This is a genomic window from Neobacillus sp. YX16 (genome assembly GCF_030123505.1).
Lineage (GTDB): Bacteria > Bacillota > Bacilli > Bacillales > Cytobacillaceae > Neobacillus.
The window spans coordinates 4142568-4161242 of sequence record NZ_CP126115.1; the positions used below are offsets into that span (position 1 = coordinate 4142568).

Consider the following 18675-nt stretch of genomic DNA (forward strand, 5'->3'; position numbering starts at 1 on the left):
AGGAAACCCATTAAGTTTCAAATTATTTTAGGTATCTTTTTCTAAGTAATCATAAACCGGAAATTTAGAGCATGCAATATGATTTTAGTCTTATCTTTTAAAGAATATAAAACAAGCTATCCTTTTAGAACTAATAACAATAGTAGAAAGCGGTTACAAATTAGCGAATGAAAACCCAAATCAAGGTAAAAATAAAATGACAATTATATTAGGAGTGAAAATATGAATGTAAACCGTGTTAAACAAATTCTATCGTCATCCGCAGATATTGAAGTCAAATATAATGGAACTTCTGTCTGGATTGACCAATTAAACGAGGATGGAAGAACAGCTACTGTACACCTCAGAGGTCCTCTTGAAGAAAGAACGATAGTTGAGATAGGGGAACTTGTTGAGGACTAAAAAACACCTCCACCTTTCGAATAAAGGTGGAGGTATTTTTATATTTGGAGGTTTTGCGACTATATCATATCTTCGTTTTCCTTATCCAGATCTCTAGGCTTAATTTGTTGATCGAAGCCTTTTTTTAGTACATCCTTTGTATTTGAGCCTACATCAATTGTGGTATCTGATTTAGGAAGCTGGCTTAATTCCTTTCCTCTTGGCATTTTCTCACCCCTTAATAGTTAAAGTGTTCAAGGTGAGTAAAATTTAATCAAATTGTTTAATGGCGTGGTTTGCTAAAATTTGGATAGTCATATCATCCATTGGCGGGTTGTGAAGCCCTGCTCGCACATCACGATAGTATCGCTGCAAAGGATTTTTTAACGACAGACTTTTTGCTCCTACTAATCTCATTGCTAAATCCACTACACCGATGGCATTATTTGTAACATTTAATTTGGCTGCTCCAAGGAATGGACCCATATTCCCTCTGCTCAGCTCGTCAGAATTATCCCATTGCTTTGCGACAGAATGTAAGAAATACTCTGACTCCATCAGCTTCAATTCCATTTCCCCTATTTTTTGCCGTACGTTCGGTAAGTCAATGATTGTACCTTCAACACTATTAGGAGAATAATCTTTAGCAAATTCTATCGCATATTTCTTTGCCGCTTTTGCTATCCCAAGATAACAAGCTGGTATATGAAGAAGCCAGCCATTTGGTTTCTTACCCTCATTTCCAAGTTGCTCTACAAAGAATTCCTCAGGTATGGATACATTGTGAAGAACTAAATCATGACTTCCCGTTCCTCGTAAGGCAATACTATCCCAGGTTTCTTCAATAAATATTCCATTTGAGGATCTAGGGATAAGGAAGTTTCCTACATGATTGGTAGCTTTTATCGTTGCACTTACAATAAAATAATCTAATACGGGGGCCATGGTAGTAAAGGTTTTTCTCCCGTTTATTATCCAATTATTCCCCTCTTTATAAGCTGAGGTTTCAGGCTTTCCTCCACGGGTCGGGCTTCCTGTTTTTGGCTCTGTTGCAGCACTATTGATTAAGTAACCATTTCTTACGTCTTTACAGATTTTATTAAAGATGATTTCATCCCAAGAATTTTTTTCTGAGAGATTTTTGATAATCCCCATATGCCAGCCGATTGATAGCGCGGTTGCACCATCTCCCTCTGCAATTTTCTCTTGAAAACGAAGCATGTCATACAAAGAAATTTCTCTTCCCCCATACTTCTTAGGAACCGTTAATGAGGTATAACCGCTATCTTTTAAATCTTGAATATTCTCGTATGGAAAACTTCCCTCGATATCTACTTGATGAGCTCTTGACAAAAATCGCTCTGAAAGTTCTTTCATCAATTCATATTGCTGATCAAATGATTCTAATTGTTGAAAATTCATAAACTTCCTCCTACCCTAATCTCATCTTTTTTTATGATTGAATTTAATTTTAATTAATATGATAATACACGAGTGAGGAGATATTTTCCATTTTTCTTATAAATCTTACTATATTCATAGATTTGTGCCATAGTTCATAGTTAAATCTAAAAAATTGTTCTATAATACACTAAGAAAAATTTACCAATAAGTGTTTATGTGCAAAAATTTCGGTTGTATAGATTTTAAATGGAAATACTACACATATTGGAAATGAAGGGGGATTGGAATGTCTCAAGGTACAAAACAATTATATCTTCAAACTACAAGCCTTGTTGCCGGTTTTATGGTCTGGGTGCTTATCTCATCACTTATGCCATACATTCAAGCAGATATTAAACTATCATCAACGCAAATATCCTTGGCCACGGCCGTACCTGTAATCCTTGGGTCCTTACTTAGAGTTCCAATTGGATATTGGACAAATCGGTTTGGTGCTAGAACCATTTTTACGATTAGTTTTATTGTTTTATTACTGCCTATTGGGATTCTAAGCATTGCTAACTCACTATTCATGTTGATTTTGGGTGGATTAATGCTCGGTATTGGCGGAGCAGTTTTCTCTGTAGGTGTTACTTCCCTGCCTAAATATTACCCAAAAGAAAAACATGGCTTTATTAATGGAATTTATGGTGCTGGGAATATTGGAACAGCACTTACATCGTTCGCTTCACCCGTTCTAGCAAATGCATTTGGATGGAGAACGACGATACAGATATTCCTCGTTGTTGTCTTGGTCTTTGCTGTCTTAAATTTTCTTTTCGGTGATAAAAATGAGAAAAAGGCTAACAACTCCTTATCTAATCAAATAAAAGAAGTTTATAAAAATGAAAAGCTTTGGTTTTTAAGTTTATTCTATTTCATTACGTTCGGATCATTTGTTGCCTTCACAATCTATTTGCCTTCTTTCTTAGTCAATCATTTTGATTTAGATAAAGTAGATGCTGGCTTACGTACAGCTGGTTTCATCGCATTGGCTACTGTTTTCCGGCCAATTGGCGGTTGGCTTGGAGATAAATTAAATCCATTTTTTATTTTAATGGGTGTTTTTACTGGACTTACTTTTGCCGGTTTTCTATTGGCTTTTACTCCATCTCTTCCAATTTATTCATTTGGCTGTTTATTCGTGGCTATTTGTGCAGGACTCGGAAATGGTACCATTTTCAAATTAGTACCTTTATATTTTTCGAAACAGGCAGGAATCGTAAATGGTATTGTCTCAGCGATGGGAGGACTTGGAGGCTTTTTTCCGCCTATCATTTTGACCATACTCTTTAATTGGACTGGACACTATGCAATTGGCTTCATGTCGCTATCAGAGTTTTCATTAGCAGCTTCAATACTAGTCGTCTGGCTCTACTATCGTGAAAAGCAGGATATCTCCGCCAAAATTGTCAATCATGCTACTGATGGAATTACTGTTACTGATAAAAATGGAATTATTCAAAGTGTCAATCCCGCTTTTACAAAAATAACTGGTTATACCAAGGATGAAGTGATTGGAAAAACACCGAGTGTACTTCAATCTGGAGAACACGATAATGCCTTCTATAAAAAGATGTGGGATAGTTTGATAAATGCAGGCTACTGGGAAGGGTTCATTTGGAACAAACGAAAAAACCAAGAAATTTACCAAGAGTGGTTAACAATTACTGCCATTCGCGATGACAGTGGCGACACAAAAAATTACGTTGGCATGTTTCATGAAGTTGATGATAAAAAGAAATCATAGCCAATAGACCTTCTTCTAAAGGCTTCGTTTTCGGGTGCTTTCTTATTAAAAAACACAAGAATTGACGTATGAATTGGCATACGTCTTTTTCTTTATTTATCAAGGTTTCTACCAAATTCCATTAACTTTGACATAACAATTGACGTCATTATTATGATGGACAATACGTATTGTACAATTAATAATGACGTCAAAACTTCTGTCATTTGCAGTGCCGTTTTGAATACCAATTTTATTGTTCTTTCCCGCATCTAGGATCAAGAGGGTCCGTACTTAGAGGGTTGGGGGACCAGGTTAGATTAGCACCTGAGCTGATAAATAGACGGAAAAATTCCGCTTAATTAGTAATTATTATTAAAAAGGGCTTAAATAGACGGCGAGATTCCGCCTATTGGCTCGAAACATTCGAAAATGGGAGATTTTGCTCTGCATAGTCGGAAAAACTCCCCTTATTTACCCCGCAACGAGCTCCATTCTGCATTTAACCGGAACATCTCCGCTTATTTTACTTTTCCTGGTTACTCTATTACGGGGAAGACATCTTATTTAAAAAGAAATGAGCCTTCTTCAAAAATCCAAGAGAACCTCATTTTGATGCATTACGGTGAGGTTTTATATAATTATGGTTTTTGTATTCCTAATAAAGAAACTCGCCATTACTTTGGAGAGATTTACTTATTTATGTACCCATAACGATGCCAATACGACTGTCATTTCGGCACGTATTTTAAGAAAAGCACTTCAAAACGGAACTCTTTAACCTTCTTCGGAGGGTCTTTTTTTTCGTCAAAGAGCTAAACCGAACAAAATATTACAACTTTTTGTCTTTTACCTCAAGTTCACATTTCCTTCACTATTTTTGTGACGTACGTCACAAAAATCATGTTACCATCTGATTTATAGTGAAATCACAAACAATATCCACGCAGAAAAAATGAATGTGGATTTAAGGGAGCGATATAAATGGCACGAATTAATTATTGGAATCCTGAAGATGAAAAGTTTTGGAAAGCAGAAGGAAAAAAACACGCACAACGAAATCTATGGATTTCTGTTCCTTCTTTAATGCTTGCGTTTATTGTTTGGCAGATTTGGTCTGTGGTGGCAATAAGACTAAATGATATTGGCTTCAATTTTACAGACGAACAATTATTCACATTAGCAGCGATCCCAGGTCTTGTTGGAGCAACTCTTCGATTTGTTTATACTTTTGCAGTCGGTTCTATTGGTGGGAAAAACTGGACTGTCATTTCAACAGCCGTCTTAGCCATTCCCGCTATTGGGATTGGATTCGCGGTACAAAATCCTGACACTCCATTTTCAATTATGTTATTGTTAGCAGCGCTTTGTGGTCTTGGTGGAGGTAACTTCTCTTCCTCTTCAGCCAATATTAGCTTTTTCTTCCCGAAAAAAGAAAAAGGTACAGCCTTAGGTATTAACGGCGGTTTAGGAAACATGGGTGTTTCAGTTGTACAATTTGTTACACCATTAATCGTTACAACTGGTGCTTTTGCATTTGCAGGTAAAGGTCAAGTATTAGCAAATGGTCAACAATTATGGTTACAAAATGCAGCATTCATTTGGGTAATTCCGATTGTGATTATGACATTACTTGCCTACTTTAAAATGGATAACGTTCCAGGTGCGAAACAATCAGTTGCAGATCAATTTGTTATTGTAAAACGTAAGCACACTTGGATTATGACAGTACTTTATATCGCAACATTTGGTTCTTTTATTGGCTATTCAGCAGCATTCCCGCTTCTATTAAAATCACAGTTCCCTGAATATATCTCACTTGCCTTCCTTGGTGCGTTAGTTGCAGCTGCTGCAAGACCTGTTGGCGGCTGGATGGCTGATAAATTCGGTGGAGCTAGAGTAACGGCTTATGTATTTGTGGTTATGACTATTGGTGCATTAGGAGTTATTTACTTCTTAAATCTTAATCAGTTTGCTGGTTTCTTAGGTTCATTCCTTGTTTTATTCCTTGCTTCTGGGATTGGTTCTGGATCAACGTTCCAAATGATTCCAACCATTTTCATTCCAAAAGAGGCTGCACCAGTAATAGGGTTTTCAGCAGCATTTGCAGCCTACGGTTCCTTCCTCATTCCTAAGCTTTTTGGATGGTCCGTTGATACAACAGGTTCATACGTAACAGCATTCTATTTCTTCATTGGCTTTTACGTCATTGCTTTTGCATTGAACTTTTTATACTATCAAAGAAAAACAATTGAAGTTAAACAAATGGTTAAGCAAGCTGGGTAACCCCCAGCTTGTTTTTGCTTATTTTTAAATAATAGGCTGTGTTAAATTAGGCTGTTGATTTGTGCTCCAGGCGCTTCGCTTTCCGCAGGCGGTTCGGGAAGCCTGTCTAGCTGCAGCGCCTAGCCCCTCGAGTCGCTTCGGTCCCAACGTTGAAGTCAAAGAACGACTTCATCGTCAGGCCCTCCAGCGCTTGTCGGGGCTGTACAAGGCGCTTCCGCTTTTCCTACTCCTCGGCGCTAAGAGATGAGCGGGGTCTCCCCTGTCCCGTCCTCCTGCAGGACATTGATTTACATCCTCGAATATGCCCACGCACGAAGAAAATGCGATAGCATTTTCGAGGAGTCTCGCGCCTTCCGCACAAATCAACAGAGTTCTAAAATCAACAGTTACCTTTACAACAGCAAAATAATAAAAAGCACGGAATCTGAATTCCGTGCCCTTCTTTTTATATCCGCGAAATGGCTACTGCACATGCTTTGTATTCTGCAGTACCTGATATCGGGTCATATTCGTTTAATGTTAAGACATTTGTTGGTGTTTCACTCCAATGGAAGCTCATGAACACAAGTCCAGGGACAACCATTTCTGTAATTTTGGCTTTAACCGTTAACTCGCCTCTTCGGGAACGAACTTGAACCACTTCACCATCGATAATCCCTAAGGCAAGAGCATCATCTGGATGAATATCCACCGTTTCTTCCGTTTGCTTTACCTTAACGCCTGGTGCATAGTAACGTGTTTGCGAATGTGTGTTATACGATTCATAACGTCTGCCTGTAGTTAAGGTGAAAGGATACTCGTCATCTGGGAGTTCCAATGGTTCTGTGAAATCTACTGGTACAAATGGTGATTTTTTCACAACAGAACCCTGATTGTGAAATCTCTCATGCATGATCAATGTGCCAGGATGATCTTCAGTTGGGCATGGATAATGGATGCTATATTCTTTTTCTAGTCTTTCGTAAGAAATACCACCATACATCTCCCAAGCGAGTTTTCTAACTTCATTCCAGATTTCTTCACTGCTTGAATAGTTCATTGGATAGCCCATTATCGTTGAAAGCTCACACAATATAACCCAATCTTCTTTAACATTTTTCCCAGGATCTACAGCTTTGCGAACTCTTTGAACTCTTCGGTCTGTATTGGTATAGGTTCCGTCAACCTCCCCCCATGAACAAGCCGGAAGGACCACATCTGCCATTTTTGCACTTTCTGTTAGGAATATATCCTGCACAATTAACAAATCTAGCTTTTCCATTAGCTTTTTTGTATGGTTCATATGAACATCAGCGAGCAATGGATTCTCTCCAATAATGTAAAGTGCCTTTAACTCACCATTTTCGAGTCGGTCAAAGGTTCTTGTTTGAGTGTCACCAACATGAGGATTTAGCGTAACATTCCATTCTTTTTCATAACGTGCTCGGTATTCAGCATTGACTAAACTCATTGATCCTGCTAGTTGGTTTGGCAGGCACCCCATATCCCCTGCACCTTGAACGTTGTTTTGCCCGCGTAATGGCATAATGCCTGTTCCCTCTTTACCGATATTACCAGTCAATAAAGCAAGATTTGCTATATCAAAGACATTATTAACACCACAATGGTGTTCTGTGATTCCAAGTGTATAAGCAATCATTGAACCACTTGAACTAGCATATTCCCTGGCTGTCGTAACAATATCCTCTGCATTTAAGCCAGTAATGGAAGAAGCATATTCAGGTGTGTACATCTCAACATGCTTTTTTAAAGATTCGAAATCAATTGTAAATTGCTGAATGAACTCTTCATTGTATAGATTTTCCTTTATAATTACTCGAAGGAAGGCATTAATTAGTGCAATATCTGTGCCGACCTTGATTTGCAAATGACGATGAGCAAATTTAACCATGTCAATCTTTCTTGGATCGATGACGATTACTTTAAGTCCATTTTTAATAGCTTTCTTTATTCGGTTTGCTATAATCGGATGTGCTTCTGTGGTATTTGATCCCATAAGCAGCAATACTTCTGCTCTGTCAAAATCCTCTAATGTATTCGTTGGGGAACCGCTTCCAAAAACAGTTGCCAGACCGGCAACACTTGGTGCGTGTCAGGTGCGGTTACATCCATCTATATTATTACTGCCAATCACTGTCCTCATAAACTTTTGTGTAACATAATTGGATTCATTGGTTGTTCTAGCACAAGCAAACATCGAGATTGAATTAGGTCCCCAAGTATCTCTAATCGAGGATAATTTATCTGCAATATATTGGTATGCCTCATCCCATGTTGTTTCTACTAATTGCCCAGCTTTCCGAATAAGTGGATTGATTAATCTATTGTTCGAATGAACGTATTCATAAGCAAAGGCGCCTTTCACACAGGTTTGACCTTTATTAACCGGTGCATCTTTATCACCGCGTATTTTCATTATTCGATTATCTTTGACTTCTAACACTAAACCGCAGCCTGTGCCGCAATAACCGCAAATCGTTTTCACTAAATTTGCTTCCCCCACATTTTCCCCTCCCAATTCAAACATTTGTACTTATATAAACATATTAATCTATTTATCCTAAAAGTAGCTTTGTTTTTAAAAAAAATAATTGTCTATTTTTCGAAAAGTTTGAAAGGGTAACAAAAAAACGGAAGAGAGTATCTTCCGTTTTTCATCATGCTGGTTTTGCCGGTAAGAGGATATTGAAAGTTGTTCCTTTATTTGGCTCACTCTCAACAAAAACTTTTCCATTATGATTTTCAATAATTTTGAAGCTCACCATTAATCCAAGTCCGTTTCCATTTTTCTTCGTCGTATAGAATGGTTCACCGAGCTGTTTTAATTTTTCTTTTGGTATCCCAACTCCAGTGTCCTGAATGGATATCTGAACATTGTTGTCATGAATCATCGTTTTTACGTGTAGTTCCCCGCCATTTGGCATAGCTTCTATTCCGTTTTTAATAAAGTTCAAAAACACTTGCTTTAAGCGGTTTTCATCACACTCAATTTGGATAATTTCATGCGGACAATCAAACGTAAGTTTAACATGCTTCTTTCTTGCTTCGAACTCTAAAAGGGATACCACATTTTTAATTACAGGTACCACGTTTTTTTCTTCTAATTCCACCATTTTAGGTTTTGCCAAAACCATGAAGTCCTCTACAATGGTATTAACACGCTCAATTTCATCTAATATAATATTCATAAATTCCAAGCGTTCAGGATCCTGCTCATCTAATGTCAGAAACTCTGCATATCCCTTCATAGATGTTAGCGGATTTCGAATTTCATGGGCTACGCCCGCAGCTAATTGACCGACGGCAGCAAGCTTATCCTGACGATGAAGTACCTCTTCTGTTTTCTTACGCTCTGTTATATCATTGCGAATCGCCAGATATTGATATGGTTTTCCTTTTTCACTTAAGAACGGAACGATTGTCGTATCTACCCAATAGAAAGTTCCATCCTTGGCTTTATTTCTTATTTCGCCTTTCCAAACCTTTCCTTCACCAATCGTTTTCCATAAATCCTTGAAGAATAATTTTGGATGATGCCCTGAGTTTAAGATGGCATGATCTTTTCCAATAATCTCTTCCCGGTTATATTTTGAAATCTCACAGAACTTATCATTTACACTTGTTATAATTCCCTTCGCGTCCGTAAAGGCAACTATCGTAGATTGGTCTAGGGCAAAGCGAATATCTGTATTATCTTTTATTGATTCTTTTAAATGTTCTTCTGCTCTTTTTCGATCAGAAATATCTGTTCGAATGGCAACATATTGATATGGCTTTCCTTTGTCATTTAAAAATGGAACGATTGTCGTGTCAACCCAATAATGTGTACCATCTTTTGCTCTGTTACATATTTCGCCCTTCCATACCGCTCCTTGACCAATCGTCCTCCAGAGATCTTTGAAGAATTCCTTTCCATGGAAGCCAGAATTTAATATCCTGTGATCCTCACCTAGTAATTCCTCACGGCTGTATTTCGATATTTCACAGAACTTATCATTTACACTTGTAATCTTTCCCTTTTCATCTGTAATTGCAATGATAGACGATTGATCAAGGGCAAATGAAATATCCTGAGTTTCTTTTATCGATTCTAAAAGAGCCTGTTCCGCATTCTTTCGATTGGTAATATCAGACCGAATGGCAATATATTGAATCGGTTTACCATTTTTATCTAAGAAAGGGACAATTGTTGTATCTACCCAATAATAGGAGCCATCCTTTGCTTTATTTCTAATCTCACCCCTCCAAGTCTTCCCAGCTTGTATGTCAGTCCATAATTCCTGAAAAAACTCTTTATGGTGATATCCTGAATTTAACATCCGATGGTTCTTTCCGATAATTTCTTCCTTTTTATACTTTGAGATTTCTTCAAACTTATCATTCACATAAACAATCGTACCTAAAGGATCTGTGATGGCTACAATTGTCGAAGCATCTAAAGCAGCTTTGATATCATTTAGATTCGTATCTGATTCGGCTAGCTGCTTACTAATTAAAGTACTAGAGGCAATTAACCCGCTTATTATTAAAACTGTTACAAATAATACTAAATATATTAAAAATGTCTCTTCATTAATGATTTCATTCATTGGATTGTTGGTTGAGATAATCGTTGAGGCCCTTTTTAAAAGAAAATGCCCTTCTACAATCGCACCTGAAATAATTAGCGCACTAATTGGTTTTAACCATGTCTGACTTCCTTTTGAGTAGGTTTTAGAAGAAAAAAGAATCCATAAGGAAAATAAAAAAGACCCAAATATTAATAGTCCCGAAAATACAAAAATAGGAATATTATATTCTATCGTCAGATTCATAGCATAAATACTTATAATATGAATTGCAAAAACAGCTATTGTTAAAAATAAACTTCCAAAAAGCAAATGAATGGAACGGATTTCCTTGCCAAACAAAGGTATAAAAGCCATCCCTGAAAAAGCAATCCCTATTAGAATGGATAAAATGGTCAAGGGTATTTGGTAACTAGAAAAACGAGTAATATCAACTGCAATTAACCCGACAAAATTCATGACCCATATCCCCACTCCCATCGATACAGAGCCGCCAAGATATAAAAGTCTTTTATTATTCTTTGAATTTTTTATTAACGTAAACATATCTAAACCAGTATATGAAGCCATGATGGTGAGTCCTATGGCTATAACAATTAAAAATGAATTAAATTCGCCAGAAACTGTATCCATTTAAGGCATTCCCCCTTTGAGCTATTCGCTTTCTACAATGATTGTAATGGATATAAATACGGTAGGGAAGTGTTTTAGTTCACAAAATTGTCAAATTTACATTATATTAACCAAATAATTTTTTTACAACATACATAGCAGAACCAAACTTGCACGGAATATTGTTACAGGATAAATGTATCATTTTTCAAAAAAATTAAATTATTTATCAAAAAGGACTACACAAACTTAATTTTTTTGATTATACTGTACTACAACAGGTTGATAATAAATAAACTGTATTAAAAAAGGAGGAGATTTTTAATCATGTTAGTAAATCCAATTGAATTTTTCCGCACTTTGCAGAAAAAGGAATGTCCAGAATGTGGGCAGCATATGGAAGAACAAGCAGAAAGCTACTTAATGGAATGTGATCGCTGTTTAGCAAAAAGAGAAGAATAAAGAGAACAAATTTTTTAAATAAGCTGTACTACAACAAATAAAAGGTTAATAAACTGTATTAAAAAAGAGGGGGTATTAAAATGTTAATTAGTCCAGTTGAATTTTTCCGCACTTTGCCAAAGAAGGAATGTCCAGAATGTGGGCAGCATATGGAAGAACAAGCAGAAAGCTACTTAATGGAATGTGATCGCTGTTTAGCTAATAAAAACGAATAGAATATAATGCGCATGCTCCCCAGAGATGGGGAGTTTTTTGTATTCTAAAATAAGGAAGGAATAAACACATTTCAGATAGCAAAAACTTAGTAAAGGAGGTGTTTGTGTGGCAAATGAAACTTCTTCATCTAAAAAAAAGCAAACATCCATTCAAGGGGGAATATATCCTTCTCAAAAATATGTTCCAGGTGATTCTGTAGACGAACATAAGGATATTGAGGATGCAACGATCATGTTGGCTGGTGATGAAATTCGTCAACAAAATGAAAATCTGTAAAAGAGGAAGGTAAATGGATATGGATATAGTTGATATTGCGAGTGCTAAGCCAGGAGACGAAGTGTTTGTAATCTATCGTAATCCACATGTACCAACTGTTGCTAATATACGAGCTGCTGAAATTGTCACTCATCCGAAGGATCCAAATGCACTTGCCTTGTTCCTAAACGAAACCTTTCATGTGATCGAAGACGATGACGCTCTTTTCCCTACTTCTGAATCTGCTCAAAGAGCATACGAGGGTCATTTCTTTGATTTTGGCGAAAAATAAAAGACTGTCATTTATTGACAGTCTTTTTGAATACTTTCTTCATTATATTTTCGGAAGCTCTCTTATTTCTGTAGACATTTCATTTCCACACATTGGACAAAGCAAATCGTCTGTGACAAACTCCTTTCGCATCCAGCCAATACAGGCATTGTCCATGCAAGAATAAATTTCGGTTTCAAGCATAATTACTTCAATTTCTTCATCCTTAGCCCTTTTACCATAAAAAATGGGAACCGCCTCCTTTTTTTATAGTATGTACCAAAAATGTCCTTTTCATTGCTCATAAAACAATCTTTACCATAAACAAAATAAGGAAGGAATAATTTAAATGAAAATTAATGAAAAAAAAGTAACTGTGGTCGGAACAGATATCGAAGAAGTAAAGAGATTAAACAGTCAATCAGGCTTAAGTTATAACCAAGTGAAACAGGTGCTCGCCAAGAAACAATTAAATAATAGGCAGCCTTCCGAGTAGGAAGGCTGTTTTCATTATATATCATTATAATCAATGATTATTTCATCATCATGCCTTTTTGAAAGTATTTTTCCTTTCTTCCTATTCTCTTTTGTTTGAAAGATAATATCAAAATCATAATCATCCGGATAAAGTTCTTTAGCCGCGATATAAAGCTTTATTCTTTTATGGTTGACAGATATTTTTTCTCCTTTGACCTGGACCACATAATTCCCTTGTTGATCAGGGCCGCTATAAACAATCCCGAGCTCATTAGTTGGTGAGATTTTTACATTGTCCCCTTGAATGAATTCAGGAATCTTCTCCGCCGGTATAACGCTTTTTTTTCTATTTTTGTATTTATTTACAATTACTTGTTTTTCTAATTCCTTCTGTTTCCAGATATCTGTTTCCTTATTGGCATAATTTTTCATTTCTTTATATGTTACTTGATGTGCTCTCTCAATTATTTTCGGATGAATTCCTAGTTTTAAAGCAATTGCAAATGCCTGACTTTCCCCTCCTCTTCCTATATTAAGACGGTACGTCGGACTAAGAGTCTCAATATCAAATTCCATCGACCCATTAATAAATCCTGGATGTTCTTCAGCAAACTCTTTTATTTCACTATAGTGGGTCGTAGCTAAAAGCACTGCTCCTTTATTAAACAGCTGCTCTAAAATCGCAGTTGCAAGCCCCATTCCTTCCCCAGGATCTGTTCCGGATCCAAGCTCATCGAGAAGAACTAAAGTCTGGTCATTTGTTTCCTTAAGGATTTCAATAATATTTACTATCCGCGAGCTAAACGTACTTAAATTTTCAGTAATACTCTGACCATCACCAATATCCACTAGGATACGCTGAAAGATACCTAGATTACTTTCTTCAGATGCCGGGATATGGAGACCGCACTGTACCATAAGTGTCAACAAACCAACCGTTTTAATACTTACTGTTTTTCCACCTGTATTTGGACCAGTAATCACTAGTGCACTTTGGCCATCCTTCATTACTAAAGATAACGGAACGGCTTTATCACCAAGGAGAGGGTGCTTTGCCTGAATTAACTTTATCTCCTGCTCATCATTCACCCTAACCTTAACACCATTAATAGACCGACTATATTTCGCCTTCGCAAACAAAAAGTCATAATGGACCATCGTTTCGATGGCTAATAGAATTTGCTGTTCTTTCTCTTCTACTAATCCTGTTAAATAGGACAAGACCTTTTGGACTTCAACATCCTCATCCGCTAGCAGCCACGTTAATTGTTCTTGAAATAAAGCGATTTCCTCTGGCTCAATAAATAATGTTGACCCTGAAGCAGAGGTATCTAAAACTGCCCCTTTAATTTTATTTCGGTATTCCTTCTTAATAGGAATAACATATCTTCCATCTCTTTGACTGACAACATTCTCTTGTAGATACGTTTTATATTTGTTGGATCGAATCAACTGCATCGTTTTTTCTTTAAGACGCTCTTCATGAATGGCAATCTGTTTTCTAATTTTTAATAACTCTTTTGTTGCATAATCATCTACCCTTCCATTTCGAATACAGCGTATAATTTCACCAGCAAGTTCTGGCAATTCCTCAATCACTTCCACATATGAGGTTACTCTTGGTGCATAGTATTCCTTATCCTTCATGAACCTGCGCATTTTTCCACAACAATCTAAGAAATCATAAAGCTTGGATAATTGGTCAGGACGCAGTGCAATACCTTTGTTTAATTTAGATAAAATTTGTTCCATACCTCCCAGACCATGAACAGGGACACTCGAGCTCTTCTTGAGAATTTCGACTCCTTCAGAAACTTCATCCAGCCATGCTTCAATTTGTTTCAGATGTGTGGATGGCATAAGATTATAGATTTTTTCTTTTCCTTCATTCGTCAATGCAAATTCTGCTATTCTTTCTTTGATTTCTTGTACTTCCAATACTTTAAACGCATGTTTATTCAATGGTTTTTCCCTCCAGAATAAAATAAAAATAGCCGCAATGAACAATGTCATTGCGGCTACGCTAAATAAAACGAGTATTTCCTCGTTTTGTATACAAATTTTATCCATAAAAAAAACTGTCTACTCAAAATGTACACAGCAGCATGGAGAAAAACTGTATGCTTGGTATGCCCATTGTTCTTAACTTCATTCCAAAACGCACTCAAATAGGCCTATATTCATTCATAAAATTGAACAAGGCGAAAATGGAATGAAAATATCCAATTGATTGGATTAGTTAAGAACGACACCTAACATACAACATACTCCCTTATTAACAAAATATTGATTCTTTTAAAGAATACAATAATCAGAATCATTTGTCAAAGTTATCCACATCTTTTAGTATATGCAAAAAGTCATAAATGTTTAACACGTTTGACTTTATTTCGACTATTTCTTTACTTGTTTAGCACTTATTATTAAAGTAGGTCAAATAATTACAGGTGGGATATATGACTACTGACACACAAACCGAAAATCTTCTAACCAATGAATTAATAGAACTCTTACATTCCGCAGGAAGAATGATTGAAATAAAAAAAGGAGCGTTTCTTTTTCAAGAAGGTCACCCTGCCTCAGAAATGTTCCTTATCCTTTCTGGAAGAATCCAAATTTCGAAAATGAACGCAGAAGGTGAAGAATTATATTTGCGCTTATGCTCTCGGCATGACATTGTTGGCGAGCTGACTCTATTTACCGAGGATCCAAGATATATTTTCAATGCAAAGGTAATTGAAGATGGACATGTGGCAGGTATTCAATTAGATATTTTAGAGAAAGCATTATTTCAAAACAGTAATCTTGGCTATCAGTTTATTAAATGGATGAATGATCATATTAGAAGAACCATGACTAAATTTCGAGATTTAGTACTATACGGTAAAAAAGGAGCACTTTATTCCACATTAATTCGGTTATCAAATAGCTATGGCTTACATAAAGAGGACGGAATCCATATCACTGTCCCCATTACCACACAGGATTTAGCTCATTTTTGTGGAACAGCTAGAGAAATAGTCAGTCGAATGCTAACTGACTTAAAAAAAAGGAAAATTATTTCGATCGACCATAAAAAAATCATCATTCATAATATTGGTTATCTTAAGGTCGAAAATGATTGCGGAAACTGTCCAGTTTCCCATTGTACGATTGACTAAATGGTGTTTGCATGTACCGCTCAATTTTGTTCACGAAATATCCACATCTTTTTGCAAAAAACTTCTTTATCCTTTATGTTAGGAGGGGAAAACATGAAAAAAATCTATCTAATATGTAGTTTGGCAGTGTTTCTATTGATTACAGCTGGAATCTCTTATTTTCTCATTCGGGATGCAAGCTCCAAAATACCTGCAAATATTAGCTTAATTAATCAGAATGGTGAATCTTATAGTTTTGGTGATGATAATAAACTTAAACTTGTCGAATTTATTTATACTAATTGTCCAGATATTTGCCCGACCACTACACAAAAGATGGTGCAATTACAGGGTGATTTAGAAAAAAGCAACGTCTTCGGTAATGAAATTGAGTTTCTTACCATTACCATCGACCCTTACCGGGACACACCTGAAGTGATACAAAAATACATGAAGGCCTTTGAAATTCCAAATTCCGATAATTGGATTTTCCTCACTGGCGATCAAGAAAATATCAAAGCTGACCAAAAAATGATTAGGGAAGTTGCAGAATCACTCCAGTTTCAATATAAAGATCCTGGTAACGGCCAATTTGTTCATACATCGTTTACCTATTTAATCGATGAAAATAATAAATTCATTTCTAAATTCCCGATGGGAGAAGAGTTTGATAAACAACAAGTCTATGAAGAAATCATGAGTGAAATTGAATAAGCATAAAAAAAGCGGTTAGTCCTCTGGATTAATCGCTTTTTAATACCTATTTAATTCACGGATGAAGGAAACTTTTTTATTTGCTGCAGAGATAATAGGTAGTTGGACTTTGGTTTGGTTAAACTTGCTTTTATTCCGGCCTGTTTTAACTTGTTAACGAGTTCAGTAAGTTGCTTTTTCGACATACTTCTCACCTACTTTATTCCTTCAGTACTTCTTTACAATAATTCTACAACAAAAATATGAATAAAGTGTGAAAACGACGAAAAAAAATTAGAAAAATTTTCTGCAATTTATTTTATTATCTTCTAATAAATTCTCTCATTCAACAAAGAATTCGCTCTTCATCCAATTTAATGGTATAATTAGTAGATATTTTGCTGTTGGAGGATAATGATAAATGATAACTGTTAGTAACGTAAGTTTAAGATATGGTGACCGTAAGTTGTTTGAAGATGTAAATATTAAATTTACGCCTGGAAATTGCTATGGTCTAATTGGTGCAAATGGCGCTGGGAAATCAACATTCCTAAAGATCCTATCCGGAGAAATTGAATCTCAAACCGGAACAGTTCAACTTGGTCCAAACGAACGGATGGCTGTATTAAAACAGAACCACTTTGAATACGAGGAACAGGAAGTCTTAAAGACTGTAATTATGGGTCACGCAAGACTTTATCAAGTAATGCAAGAAAAAGATGCTATCTATATGAAGGAAAACTTCACAGATGAAGATGGAATGAAAGCTGCTGAGCTTGAAGGTGAGTTTGCTGAACTAAACGGCTGGGAAGCGGAGCCAGAAGCAGCGATTCTTTTAAAAGGACTTGGTATCGGTGAAGACTTACATTATAAAAAAATGGCTGAAGTAACAGGTTCTGAAAAGGTTAAGGTTCTTTTAGCGCAGGCACTTTTTGGCAGACCTGATGTACTGCTGCTGGATGAGCCGACGAACCACCTGGATATTAAAGCCATTCAATGGTTAGAAGAGTTCTTGATAAACTTTGAAAATACAGTCATTGTCGTATCCCATGACCGTCATTTTTTAAATAAAGTTTGTACTCATATCGCTGATTTAGACTTCGGTAAAATTCAAGTTTATGTAGGTAACTATGATTTCTGGTATGAGTCTAGTCAATTAGCTACAAGACTGACTTCTGATGCCAACAAAAAGAAGGAAGAAAAAATCAAAGAGCTACAGGCTTTTATTGCTCGATTTAGTGCGAATGCTTCTAAGTCAAAGCAGGCTACTTCTCGTAAGAAGTTATTAGATAAAATTACTCTAGACGACATTCGACCATCCTCTCGCCGCTATCCGTTTGTAGGATTTACACCAGAACGAGAAATTGGTAATGATTTATTAATGGTTGAAGGCTTAACAAAAACAATTGACGGCGTAAAAGTCCTTAATAATGTAAGCTTTTTTATGAACAAAGGTGATAAAATTGCTCTTGTTGGACCGAATGAAGTTGCGAAAACAACTCTTTTCAAAATATTAATGGGTGAAATGGAAGCTGACAGTGGAACCTTTAAATGGGGTATTACCACTTCACAAGCCTATTTCCCTAAGGATAACTCCGAGTTTTTTGAAAACAGCGAATTGAATTTAGTTGATTGGCTTCGTCAGTTCTCGCCTAAAGATGAAAGCGAAAGCTTCTTAAGAGGATTCTTAGGAAGAATGCTATTTTCCGGAGAAGAAGTGCTTAAGAAAGCAAGCGTCCTTTCTGGAGGAGAAAAAGTTCGTTGTATGCTCTCTAAGATGATGTTAAATGGAGCAAACGTTTTACTTCTTGATGAGCCTACAAACCATCTTGATTTGGAATCTATTACCGCATTAAACAATGGTTTGATAAACTTTAAAGGGTCTCTTCTCTTTTCTTCACATGACCACCAGTTTATCCAAACGATTGCTAACCGGATTTTCGAATTAACTCCGAATGGATTAGTTGATAAGCAAATGACTTATGATGAGTATCTTGAAAATAGTGATGTTCAAAAACAAGTGGCAGAGATGTATAACAATAATTAATAAGTAAAGCGGGTACTTCGAGTACCCGCTTTGTTTTGCTGTGTTACATATGTCTGTTGATTTGCACTCCATGCACTTCGCTTTCCGCGGGCGGT

The 18675-nt window shown here is 36.4% G+C and carries 18 protein-coding genes; 11 read left to right on the forward strand and 7 right to left on the reverse strand.

Translation table 11 applies throughout. The features are described 5' to 3' along the window. Positions 1 to 222: 222 nt before the first annotated feature. On the forward strand, positions 223 to 402 hold the full coding sequence (locus QNH48_RS20275) for an H-type small acid-soluble spore protein (protein WP_095249662.1): 180 nt from the start codon (positions 223 to 225) through the stop codon (positions 400 to 402). A 59-nt stretch (positions 403 to 461) separates the two neighbouring features. Here QNH48_RS20275 and QNH48_RS20280 read toward each other — a convergent pair whose 3' ends face one another. Further along, complete coding sequence (locus QNH48_RS20280; RefSeq protein WP_283951763.1) at positions 462 to 608, reverse strand: hypothetical protein; 147 nt, start codon at positions 606 to 608, stop codon at positions 462 to 464. 43 nt (positions 609 to 651) lie between these two features. Next, positions 652 to 1803, reverse strand: a complete 1152-nt coding sequence (locus tag QNH48_RS20285) for an acyl-CoA dehydrogenase family protein (RefSeq protein ID WP_283951764.1) — start codon at positions 1801 to 1803, stop codon at positions 652 to 654. A 268-nt stretch (positions 1804 to 2071) separates the two neighbouring features. Here QNH48_RS20285 and QNH48_RS20290 point away from each other — a divergent pair, with 268 nt between their 5' ends. Then, positions 2072 to 3574 (forward strand): nitrate/nitrite transporter, encoded by a 1503-nt coding sequence (locus QNH48_RS20290; protein WP_283951765.1) that lies wholly within the window; start codon positions 2072 to 2074, stop codon positions 3572 to 3574. Positions 3575 to 4537: 963 nt separating this feature from the next. Beyond that, complete coding sequence (locus QNH48_RS20295; RefSeq protein WP_283951766.1) at positions 4538 to 5839, forward strand: MFS transporter; 1302 nt, start codon at positions 4538 to 4540, stop codon at positions 5837 to 5839. Positions 5840 to 6284: 445 nt separating this feature from the next. Here QNH48_RS20295 and fdhF read toward each other — a convergent pair whose 3' ends face one another. Both fdhF and QNH48_RS20305 read right to left on the reverse strand, forming a co-directional pair. Then, positions 6285 to 8366, reverse strand: a complete 2082-nt coding sequence (gene fdhF, locus QNH48_RS20300; protein ID WP_283951767.1) for a formate dehydrogenase subunit alpha — start codon at positions 8364 to 8366, stop codon at positions 6285 to 6287. A 130-nt stretch (positions 8367 to 8496) separates the two neighbouring features. After that, complete coding sequence (locus QNH48_RS20305) at positions 8497 to 11040, reverse strand: PAS domain S-box protein (RefSeq protein WP_283951768.1); 2544 nt, start codon at positions 11038 to 11040, stop codon at positions 8497 to 8499. A 306-nt stretch (positions 11041 to 11346) separates the two neighbouring features. On the opposite strand from QNH48_RS20305, the gene yhfH (QNH48_RS20310) reads away from it, so the two are divergent. The 4 genes from yhfH (QNH48_RS20310) to QNH48_RS20325 all read left to right on the forward strand — a co-directional run bounded on the left by yhfH (QNH48_RS20310) (position 11347) and on the right by QNH48_RS20325 (position 12244). Then, positions 11347 to 11481, forward strand: coding sequence for a protein YhfH (gene yhfH / locus QNH48_RS20310; protein ID WP_283951769.1), 135 nt, complete (start codon positions 11347 to 11349; stop codon positions 11479 to 11481). Positions 11482 to 11561: 80 nt separating this feature from the next. Then, a complete protein-coding gene (gene yhfH, locus QNH48_RS20315) occupies positions 11562 to 11696 on the forward strand; it encodes a protein YhfH (RefSeq protein ID WP_133367049.1) in 135 nt (44 codons plus the stop codon). A 106-nt stretch (positions 11697 to 11802) separates the two neighbouring features. Beyond that, entirely contained in the window at positions 11803 to 11973 is a 171-nt protein-coding gene (locus QNH48_RS20320) for a hypothetical protein (RefSeq protein WP_283951770.1), read from the forward strand. A 19-nt stretch (positions 11974 to 11992) separates the two neighbouring features. Then, entirely contained in the window at positions 11993 to 12244 is a 252-nt protein-coding gene (locus QNH48_RS20325; protein ID WP_283955832.1) for a transcriptional regulator SplA domain-containing protein, read from the forward strand. A gap of 42 nt (positions 12245 to 12286) precedes the next feature. On the opposite strand, the gene QNH48_RS20330 is transcribed toward QNH48_RS20325, so the two are convergent. Further along, on the reverse strand, positions 12287 to 12472 hold the full coding sequence (locus tag QNH48_RS20330) for a cold-inducible protein YdjO-related protein (protein ID WP_095249653.1): 186 nt from the start codon (positions 12470 to 12472) through the stop codon (positions 12287 to 12289). A 100-nt stretch (positions 12473 to 12572) separates the two neighbouring features. Between QNH48_RS20330 and QNH48_RS20335 the strand changes: the two genes are divergently transcribed. Next, positions 12573 to 12719: a hypothetical protein gene (locus QNH48_RS20335; RefSeq protein ID WP_283951771.1), complete on the forward strand. Its 147-nt coding sequence runs from the start codon at positions 12573 to 12575 to the stop codon at positions 12717 to 12719. 14 nt (positions 12720 to 12733) lie between these two features. Here the strand turns inward: QNH48_RS20335 and QNH48_RS20340 are convergent, their stop codons facing one another. Next, entirely contained in the window at positions 12734 to 14662 is a 1929-nt protein-coding gene (locus QNH48_RS20340; protein ID WP_283951772.1) for an endonuclease MutS2, read from the reverse strand. 494 nt (positions 14663 to 15156) lie between these two features. Between QNH48_RS20340 and QNH48_RS20345 the strand changes: the two genes are divergently transcribed. Further along, positions 15157 to 15861, forward strand: coding sequence for a Crp/Fnr family transcriptional regulator (locus QNH48_RS20345; RefSeq protein ID WP_283951773.1), 705 nt, complete (start codon positions 15157 to 15159; stop codon positions 15859 to 15861). A gap of 93 nt (positions 15862 to 15954) precedes the next feature. Continuing rightward, positions 15955 to 16554, forward strand: a complete 600-nt coding sequence (locus tag QNH48_RS20350; RefSeq protein WP_283951774.1) for an SCO family protein — start codon at positions 15955 to 15957, stop codon at positions 16552 to 16554. Between the two features lie 50 nt (positions 16555 to 16604). Here QNH48_RS20350 and QNH48_RS20355 read toward each other — a convergent pair whose 3' ends face one another. Further along, complete coding sequence (locus tag QNH48_RS20355) at positions 16605 to 16739, reverse strand: hypothetical protein (protein ID WP_256989117.1); 135 nt, start codon at positions 16737 to 16739, stop codon at positions 16605 to 16607. 215 nt (positions 16740 to 16954) lie between these two features. Between QNH48_RS20355 and QNH48_RS20360 the strand changes: the two genes are divergently transcribed. After that, positions 16955 to 18580 carry an ABC-F family ATP-binding cassette domain-containing protein gene (locus QNH48_RS20360; RefSeq protein WP_283951775.1) on the forward strand — a complete coding sequence of 542 codons (1626 nt, stop codon included), beginning with the start codon at positions 16955 to 16957 and terminating at the stop codon, positions 18578 to 18580. Positions 18581 to 18675: the final 95 nt, after the last annotated feature.

Excerpts from the sequence above, each read along its gene's own strand:
- QNH48_RS20295 (WP_283951766.1), top strand. The coding sequence starts at position 4,538 with ATGGCACGAATTAATTATTGGAATCCTGAAGATGAAAAGTTTTGGAAA.
- QNH48_RS20285 (WP_283951764.1), bottom strand. The coding sequence starts at position 1,803 with ATGAATTTTCAACAATTAGAATCATTTGATCAGCAATATGAATTGATG.
- yhfH (WP_133367049.1), top strand. The coding sequence starts at position 11,562 with ATGTTAATTAGTCCAGTTGAATTTTTCCGCACTTTGCCAAAGAAGGAA.
- QNH48_RS20345 (WP_283951773.1), top strand. The coding sequence starts at position 15,157 with ATGACTACTGACACACAAACCGAAAATCTTCTAACCAATGAATTAATA.
- QNH48_RS20360 (WP_283951775.1), top strand. The coding sequence starts at position 16,955 with ATGATAACTGTTAGTAACGTAAGTTTAAGATATGGTGACCGTAAGTTG.
- QNH48_RS20290 (WP_283951765.1), top strand. The coding sequence starts at position 2,072 with ATGTCTCAAGGTACAAAACAATTATATCTTCAAACTACAAGCCTTGTT.
- QNH48_RS20275 (WP_095249662.1), top strand. The coding sequence starts at position 223 with ATGAATGTAAACCGTGTTAAACAAATTCTATCGTCATCCGCAGATATT.
- QNH48_RS20350 (WP_283951774.1), top strand. The coding sequence starts at position 15,955 with ATGAAAAAAATCTATCTAATATGTAGTTTGGCAGTGTTTCTATTGATT.
- yhfH (WP_283951769.1), top strand. The coding sequence starts at position 11,347 with ATGTTAGTAAATCCAATTGAATTTTTCCGCACTTTGCAGAAAAAGGAA.
- QNH48_RS20280 (WP_283951763.1), bottom strand. The coding sequence starts at position 608 with ATGCCAAGAGGAAAGGAATTAAGCCAGCTTCCTAAATCAGATACCACA.
- QNH48_RS20305 (WP_283951768.1), bottom strand. The coding sequence starts at position 11,040 with ATGGATACAGTTTCTGGCGAATTTAATTCATTTTTAATTGTTATAGCC.
- QNH48_RS20335 (WP_283951771.1), top strand. The coding sequence starts at position 12,573 with ATGAAAATTAATGAAAAAAAAGTAACTGTGGTCGGAACAGATATCGAA.
- QNH48_RS20355 (WP_256989117.1), bottom strand. The coding sequence starts at position 16,739 with ATGTCGAAAAAGCAACTTACTGAACTCGTTAACAAGTTAAAACAGGCC.
- QNH48_RS20325 (WP_283955832.1), top strand. The coding sequence starts at position 11,993 with ATGGATATAGTTGATATTGCGAGTGCTAAGCCAGGAGACGAAGTGTTT.